This is a genomic window from Micromonospora sp. NPDC000442, assembly GCF_042898635.1.
GTDB lineage: Bacteria > Actinomycetota > Actinomycetes > Mycobacteriales > Micromonosporaceae > Micromonospora.
Genome location: NZ_JBIAYZ010000036.1, coordinates 26,064 through 33,269 on the forward strand (window position 1 = coordinate 26,064; position 7,206 = coordinate 33,269).

Consider the following 7,206-nt stretch of genomic DNA (forward strand, 5'->3'; position numbering starts at 1 on the left):
GACGTTGTCCACCGCCGGCCTCGACGGTGCGCCCTGGATACCCGTCAGGCGAGGGTGAAACCGGTGAACCGTCAGGTGGCTCAGCGGGCGGTCAGGACCCACGCTCGGTGTCGGTGTACGGCCGGGCACCGGCGACGAACGTGTCGAGGGCCGGCCCGTGCAGCACGCCGCCGGGTAGTGAATCGCGCAGCGCCCGTACGACCAGGCGCGCAACGGGCAGTCGGTGCGGGCGGGCCGCCGCGGCGAGCACCACGTTGCCGTACCGGCGGCCGCGCAACATCCGCCGGTCGGCGACCACGCAGACGTCGGCGAAGACCGCCCGCAGGGTGGCCGCCTGCACCCGGGTGAAGAACAGCGGCGGCAGGTCGGTGACGTTGACCAGGTAGATGCCGTCGGGCCGCAGCGCCCGGGCCACCTGGGCGGCGAAGGCCACGGTGGCCACGTGCGGCGGCATCCGGGCCGCCCGGTAGATGTCGGCGAGCACCAGGTCGTACGCTGCTGCCGCAGCGGCGGCAACCGCCTCCTGAGCGTCGGCGACCTGGATCTCGACACCGGGCGGGCGCGGCGGCAGGGCGCGTGCCACCAACTCGACCACAGCAGGATCCCGCTCCACCACCAGTTGCGCCGAGCCGGGCCGAGTTGCGGCGACATAGCGCGGCAGCGTCAGCGCGCCGCCGCCGAGATGCAGCGCCTCCAGCGGATCACCGGCCGGCGCGGCGAGATCGATCACGGCGGCCATCCGGCGGACGTACTCGAAGTGCAGGTACGTGGGATCGGCGACATCGACGTACGACTGCTCGACACCGCCGGCGAGCAGCGTGCGCCCGGTCGGCCGGGCCGGATCGACGGCCAGTTCAAGGCGCTCGTCGGCCTCCATGCACACCCAGGCTAGTGGGCACCCCGCAGGCCACCGAGGCTGGGTGGACGCCCCGGGTCGGCTGACCTCACGACGTCGCGCACTGGTACGGATCCACATTCCCCACTACGATCGGCCATCGATACGTCACGATGAGTCGATCATCCGGTTGGTTTGCGGGTGATTCGGTCTGCTTTGGGGGTTGACCAATGCCAGACGTCACCAGGGTCACCGCGCGGCCGTACCCGTTCAGCCCTCCGGACCGGCTCAACCTCGACCCCCTCTATGCCGAGCTGCGGCGCGTCCAGCCGCTCACCCGGGTACGACTGCCGTTCGGCGAGGAGGCGTGGCTCGCCACCCGGTACGCCGACGTGCGGATGGTCCTCGGTGACGCGAGGTTCAGTCGGGCGGCCAGCGTCGGCCGGGACGAGCCGCGGCTCACCCCGAGGCAGATCGAGGGCGGCATCCTGTCCATGGATCCGCCGGAGCACACCCGGTTGCGACGACTGGTCGCCAAGGCGTTCACCGCCCGCCGGGTCGAGCAGCTCCGGCCACGGACCCGGCAGATCGCCGACGAACTGATCGATGCCATGGTGACGGCCGGGCCACCGGCCGACCTGGTCGAGCACTTCGCCACCCCGCTGCCGATCCAGGTGATCTGCGAGCTGCTCGGGGTGCCCTTCGCCGACCGGCACCTGTTCCACGTCTGGTCGGAGGCGATCGTCTCGACCACCTCGCTGTCGCCCGAACAGATTCACCAGTACCTCGACAACCTGTACGGCTACATCGGCGAACTCGTCCAGCAGCGGCGTCGGGAGCCCACCGACGACCTGATCTGTGCGATGGTGCGGGCGCGCGACGAGCACCAGGACCGGTTCACCGAGCAGGAGATCGTGCAGCTTGCCGCCGGGCTGCTCGCCGCCGGCCACGAGACCACCGTCACCCAACTGCCCAACTTCGCGTATGTCCTGCTCACCCACCCGGACCAGCTGGCCTGGCTGCGGGCCGAGCCGGCCCGGCTACCGACCGCGATCGAGGAGCTGATGCGGTACGTCCCGCTCGGGGTGGCCTCCGCGTTCGCCCGTTACGCCACCGAGGACATCGAGGTCGGCGGGATGCTGGTGCGGGCCGGGGAGCCGGTGATCGGCTCTCTCTCCTCGGCGAACCGGGACGAGACCGTGTTCGCCGACCCCGATCGACTCGATCTCGGTCGCGAGACCAATCCACACATCGGATTCGGGCACGGTGTGCACCACTGCCTGGGCGCCCAGCTCGCCCGGATGGAGCTACAGGTCGGGATCGGCACCCTGGTCGCCCGGTTACCCGAGCTGCGGATCGCCGTGCCCGAGTCGGAGCTGACCTGGAAGAGCGGAATGGTCGTCCGAGGTCTGGCCCGGATGCCGGTGACCTGGTGAGCACCGCCTGGCGGATCCAGGTCGACGCAGAGCGTTGCATCGGCTCGGGCAGCTGCGTCGGCATGGCACCGGCGCACTTCCGGATGGAGTCGGGGGTGGCCACCCCGGTCTCGGCCGCCGTCGAGCCGACCGAGGCGGCGATCGACGCCGCGGAGTCATGCCCGGTCGAGGCGATCGCCGTACGCGACGACGACGGCACCGTGATCGCGCCGACCTGACGCGACGGACGCTTGACCGTCTCTCCCTTCCTCAGTAAGTTAGCTAACTGACTGAGGAAGGGAGAGACGTAGTGAACCGCCAACCCGACAAACGCAGCCGGCTGATCGACGCCGCCGTCCGGCTCGTGCACGAGCAGGGCTTCGCCCGGACCACGCTCGCGGACATCGCCGGCGCGGCCGGGGTGCCGCTGGGCAACGTCTACTACTACTTCAAGACCAAGGAAGCCATCGGCGAAGCCCTCGTCGCCCAACACGCTGGGCAGTACGCCGCGCTGCGTAAACAGTGGAATCAGAGCGGTGACGCGCGGTCACGACTGGCGGCGTTCGTGCAGATGACGGCCGACAACCGCGCGGTGCTGGCCCGCAGCGGCTGCCCGGTCGGCACCCTCTGTGCCGAGCTGCACAAAACCGGCGGTCCGCTGGCCGTGCAGAGCGGCGCCATCTTCACCGAGTTGCTTGGCTGGCTGGAGGAGCAGTTCCGCGCGCTCGGTCGCGACGCCGACGCCGCCGACCTGGCCCTGCATCTGCTGTCCGCACTCCAGGGCGTGTCGCTGATCGCCCACAGCCTCGGCGACCCCGAGCACGTCGACCGCGAGACCGCCAGGCTCACCGGCTGGATCCAAACCCTGTAACCCGCCGCTCCACGACAGCAAGGAGTAACCGTGACCGTCCTCCTGCCCGGCCCGACCGGCACCCTGACACTGGCCCGGATGGACATCGATCCGAGGGCGAGGGCATGAGCCCTCAACCGCGCCAAACACGAATTCTGGTCACCGGTGCCACCGGATTCCTCGGCCGCAACATCCTCGCCGCGCTGGCCGCGCGCCCCAACGTCACCCTCATCGCCGCCTGCCGCACGCCCGACCGGCTCCCCGCAGCCTTCACCGGCGAGACCAGGGTCGGCGACCTGCGCGACCCCGAATATCGCAAGGCGGTCGTCGACGCCGTCGACGTCGTCTGCCACGCCGGCACCTGGGGTGCCTTCTGGGGCCACGCCGATCTGGAGCGCCGCCAGTTCTTCGAGCCCAATCGGGACCTCATCGACCAGGCGATCGAGCGGGGCGTCCACCGCTTCATCCAGACCAGCACGATCGCGATCGCCGGGCGCCCCGCCGACGGCGGCCCGATCGACGACTTCGCCCCGACCCGCCGCACCGGCTTCTGGCCCCACCTCGATCGGCTCATCGACCTCGACGACCACATGCGCCGCCGCAGCGACGGCCGCACTCAGATGGTCACCATGCGCCTCGGGCATTTCGTCGGCGCCGGCAACGCCCTCGGTATGGTGCCGGCGCTCGTGCCCCGGCTACGCACCCGTCTCGTACCGTGGCTCGCCGGCGGCCATGCCCGCCTCGCACTCGTCGGCGGCAGTGATCTGGGCGAGGCGTTCGCGCTGGCCGCGACCGCTGACGGGCTCGACGACTACGAGTCGTTCAACATCTGCGGCCCGACCTCGCCCACCGCCCGCGAAGTCATCGGGTTCATCGCCGACGAGACCGGCTCTCCGCGCCCCTGGTTCAGCGTCCCATACCCCGCCGGCTACGCCTTCGCCTGGCTGATGGAGAAGCTGCACCCCGTCCTGCCCGGCTCCGAACCCTTCCTGACCCGCTCCCTGGTGCACGTCTCCGAAGACTGGGACTGCCCCTCCGACCACGCCGCCCGCAAACTCGGCTACACCCCGCGCGCGGACTGGCGGAACGCCGTCCGCGAATCCCTCGCCGAAGCCGAAGCCGCCGGCTACCCCTGGCCCCGCCTCGCCCAACCCGCGTAAGCGACGAAGGACACGACACCCGCCATGGCAAGATTCCGCAACGGACAGTCCGTCGGCCTACTCGACCTCACCGCCATAACCGGGCAACGGGTGCAGATTCCCGACCCGGACCATCTTGTCCACCTGCAATTCCGTCGCTTCGCCGGCTGCCCCATCTGCAACCTGCACCTGCGCTCCATCGCCCGCCGACATGATGAAATAGTCGCCGCTGGCGTCCGCGAGGTCGCCGTCTTCCACTCCACCGCCGCCGCCATGCGTCCGTACCAGGGCGACCTACCCTTCGCCGCCGTCGCCGATCCAGGTCGCCGCCTTTACGCCCGCTTCGGCGTCGAAGCCTCACCGTGGGCCGTGCTGCACCCACGCACCTGGATCGCGGCCCTGCGCGGCGTGGCCGGCGGCGATGCCGCACCCCCCGGGCGCGGAGAGACCGCCCTCGGCCTGCCCGCCGACTTCCTCATCGGCACCGATGGCCGGGTCCTCGCCCAGAAGTACGGCCACCACGCCGATGATCAATGGAGCGTCGACGACCTTCTCCACCTCGCCCACCGCCCTTGAATGCGTTCCATTCGCTCGCCGAGGTACCTGCCTCGATGCCCGAATCGGCCTGATTTCCTGCGAACACGGGTCGCCGTCGTGGCCGGCGTGCGCCCCAGATAGCGCAATACATATAGCTGGTCGGCTATATCTACTGCTTGGGCGCGCGCCGTAGGGGCCCCTAGCCACTGGACTTCCGATCCGTGGCCACCCGCCGACCTGTTCGTCCGTCGTGGCGATGAGCTGGGCCGCGCCCGGGACCTGGATGCCACACCGCCAGCCGCGCCGCCTCCCCAGAGGCCGAACACCGGCCGAAAAACTACCGGTCGATGGCCGAAACTACCGGTTGAAAACCGTGGATATATCTGCCAGCCTGAGAGCCATCGATCGATGTGATCGCTAACATGACCGCCCAGCCCTGGAGGTGCCGCACTCGAACACCAGGCCCACCTGCCAGGTCACCACGTCCACCACCTGAAGCTCAACGCCCGCCACCACCGCCCGGCGGCCGACCTGGCCCACTCATCGCAACCCTCCACCTGCTGGCCAGGTGGCCAGAGCCGACTCGCCTCCGGGCGGATGTCGGATGTGAGTCCCGGCCCGGCCGGCGGCCTCAGCGTCGTGGTTGCCCGCCGTCCGAGCGGAGCCTCCCCCGAACAGCGACCAAGTTTTCCTATCCCATCACTGGAGGATCAACATGATCTCCCGGATCCGTCCCTCCGGGCGTCGACTTCGAACGCTCTCCGTCTCCGGAACTGCGGCGATAGTTGCGGCCCTCGTCGTGTCGTTGCTGCCCAGTCTCGCCCACGCCGCCGAGACCACCCTCGGTGCGGCTGCGGCCCAGTCTGGCCGGTACTTCGGTGCCGCGGTAGCGGCGAACAAGCTAAACGACGGCGCGTACACGACGATCCTGAACCGCGAGTTCAACAGCGTCACCGCCGAGAACGAAATGAAGATCGACGCGACCGAGCCGCAGCAGAACAACTTCACGTTCGGCAACGCGGACCGGATCGTCAACCACGCCCTGTCCCGGGGTTGGAAGGTGCGGGGTCACACCCTGGCCTGGCACTCGCAGCAGCCCGAGTGGATGCGGAACATGTCGGGCACCGCGTTGCGTAACGCGATGCTCAACCACGTCACCCGGGTCGCGTCGTACTACCGCGGCAAGATCGACTCGTGGGACGTGGTGAACGAGGCGTTCGAGGACGGCAACAGCGGCGCGCGGCGGGATTCGAACCTGCAGCGTACCGGCAACGACTGGATCGAGGCCGCGTTCCGGGCCGCCCGGGCGGCCGACCCGGAGGCCAAGCTCTGCTACAACGACTACAACACCGACAACTGGACCTGGGCCAAGACCCAGGCGGTCTACCGGATGGTGCAGGACTTCAAGCAGCGCGGCGTGCCGATCGACTGCGTCGGGTTCCAGTCGCACTTCAACGCCCAGTCGGCGTACAACAGCAACTACCGCACCACGTTGTCCAGCTTCGCCGCCCTCGGGGTGGACGTGCAGATCACCGAGCTGGACATCGAAGGCTCCGGCACCACGCAGGCCAACACCTACCGCAGCGTGGTCAACGACTGCCTCGCGGTGCCCCGCTGCAACGGCATCACCGTGTGGGGTGTCCGGGACACCGACTCCTGGCGGGCGAGCGGCACCCCGCTGCTCTTTGACGGCAACGGCAACAAGAAGCAGGCGTACACGGCCACGCTGGACGCGTTGAACAGCGCCGGCCCCGGGCCCACCCCCACGCCCACCACGCCGGGTCCCACCCCCACCCCCACCACGCCGCCGCCCTCCGACTCCGCCAGCGAGATCGTCGGTAGCCAGTCGGGCCGGTGCATCGACGTACCCAACGCCTCCCGCGACAACGGCACCCGGGTCCAGCTCTACGACTGCAACAAGCAGACCAACCAGTCCTGGACCTACACGGCCAACAAGCAGCTGCGGGTCTACGGCGACATGTGTCTGGACGCTGGCGGCTCCGGCAACGGCGCCGCCATCCAGATCTACACCTGCCACAGCGGCACCAACCAGCAGTGGAACGTCAACTCCAACGGCACCATCAGTGGCGTCCAGTCCGGACGGTGCCTCGATGTCTGGAGCACCTCCAACGGAGCCCAGGTTCAGCTCTACGACTGCCACGGACAGAGCAACCAGCAGTTCCGGCTCGTCTCCCTCGGCGGTCCCACCACCCCACCGACCACCACCCCACCGACCACTACGCCGCCGACTACGCCGCCGCCGTCGGGTAACTGCAATCTGCCGTCGTCGTACCGGTGGTCGTCGACGGGTGCGTTGGCGCAGCCGCGGTCGGGGTGGGTGTCGTTGAAGGACTTCACGCACGCGCCGTACAACGGTCAGCACCTGGTCTACGCGACCACGCACGACACGGGCACGACGTGGGGTTCGAT

7 protein-coding genes are annotated in these 7,206 nt (G+C 69.4%); 6 read left to right on the forward strand and 1 reads right to left on the reverse strand.

Annotated features, from left to right (window positions below; all coding sequences use genetic code 11):
- Positions 1–91: 91 nt before the first annotated feature.
- Entirely contained in the window at positions 92–877 is a 786-nt protein-coding gene (locus ACFY2A_RS29790) for a spermidine synthase (RefSeq protein ID WP_387176564.1), read from the reverse strand.
- Between the two features lie 188 nt (positions 878–1,065).
- On the opposite strand from ACFY2A_RS29790, the gene ACFY2A_RS29795 reads away from it, so the two are divergent.
- The 6 genes from ACFY2A_RS29795 to ACFY2A_RS29820 form a co-directional block, all read left to right on the forward strand.
- On the forward strand, positions 1,066–2,271 hold the full coding sequence (locus ACFY2A_RS29795; RefSeq protein WP_387176566.1) for a cytochrome P450: 1,206 nt from the start codon (positions 1,066–1,068) through the stop codon (positions 2,269–2,271).
- Positions 2,268–2,489: a ferredoxin gene (locus ACFY2A_RS29800; protein WP_387176568.1), complete on the forward strand. Its 222-nt coding sequence runs from the start codon at positions 2,268–2,270 to the stop codon at positions 2,487–2,489. The genes ACFY2A_RS29795 and ACFY2A_RS29800 overlap by 4 nt, the downstream gene beginning before the upstream one ends.
- 71 nt (positions 2,490–2,560) lie before the next feature.
- The gene (locus ACFY2A_RS29805; RefSeq protein WP_387176570.1) at positions 2,561–3,121 is read left to right on the forward strand and encodes a TetR/AcrR family transcriptional regulator; all 561 of its coding nucleotides are present in this window, start codon (positions 2,561–2,563) and stop codon (positions 3,119–3,121) included.
- Between the two features lie 104 nt (positions 3,122–3,225).
- Positions 3,226–4,260 carry an NAD-dependent epimerase/dehydratase family protein gene (locus tag ACFY2A_RS29810; protein WP_387176571.1) on the forward strand — a complete coding sequence of 345 codons (1,035 nt, stop codon included), beginning with the start codon at positions 3,226–3,228 and terminating at the stop codon, positions 4,258–4,260.
- Positions 4,261–4,284: 24 nt separating this feature from the next.
- Positions 4,285–4,815, forward strand: a complete 531-nt coding sequence (locus ACFY2A_RS29815; protein ID WP_387176573.1) for a peroxiredoxin-like family protein — start codon at positions 4,285–4,287, stop codon at positions 4,813–4,815.
- A gap of 676 nt (positions 4,816–5,491) precedes the next feature.
- Positions 5,492–7,206, forward strand: a 1,715-nt coding sequence (locus ACFY2A_RS29820) for a non-reducing end alpha-L-arabinofuranosidase family hydrolase (RefSeq protein WP_387176575.1), incomplete at its 3' end; no start/stop codon positions are given.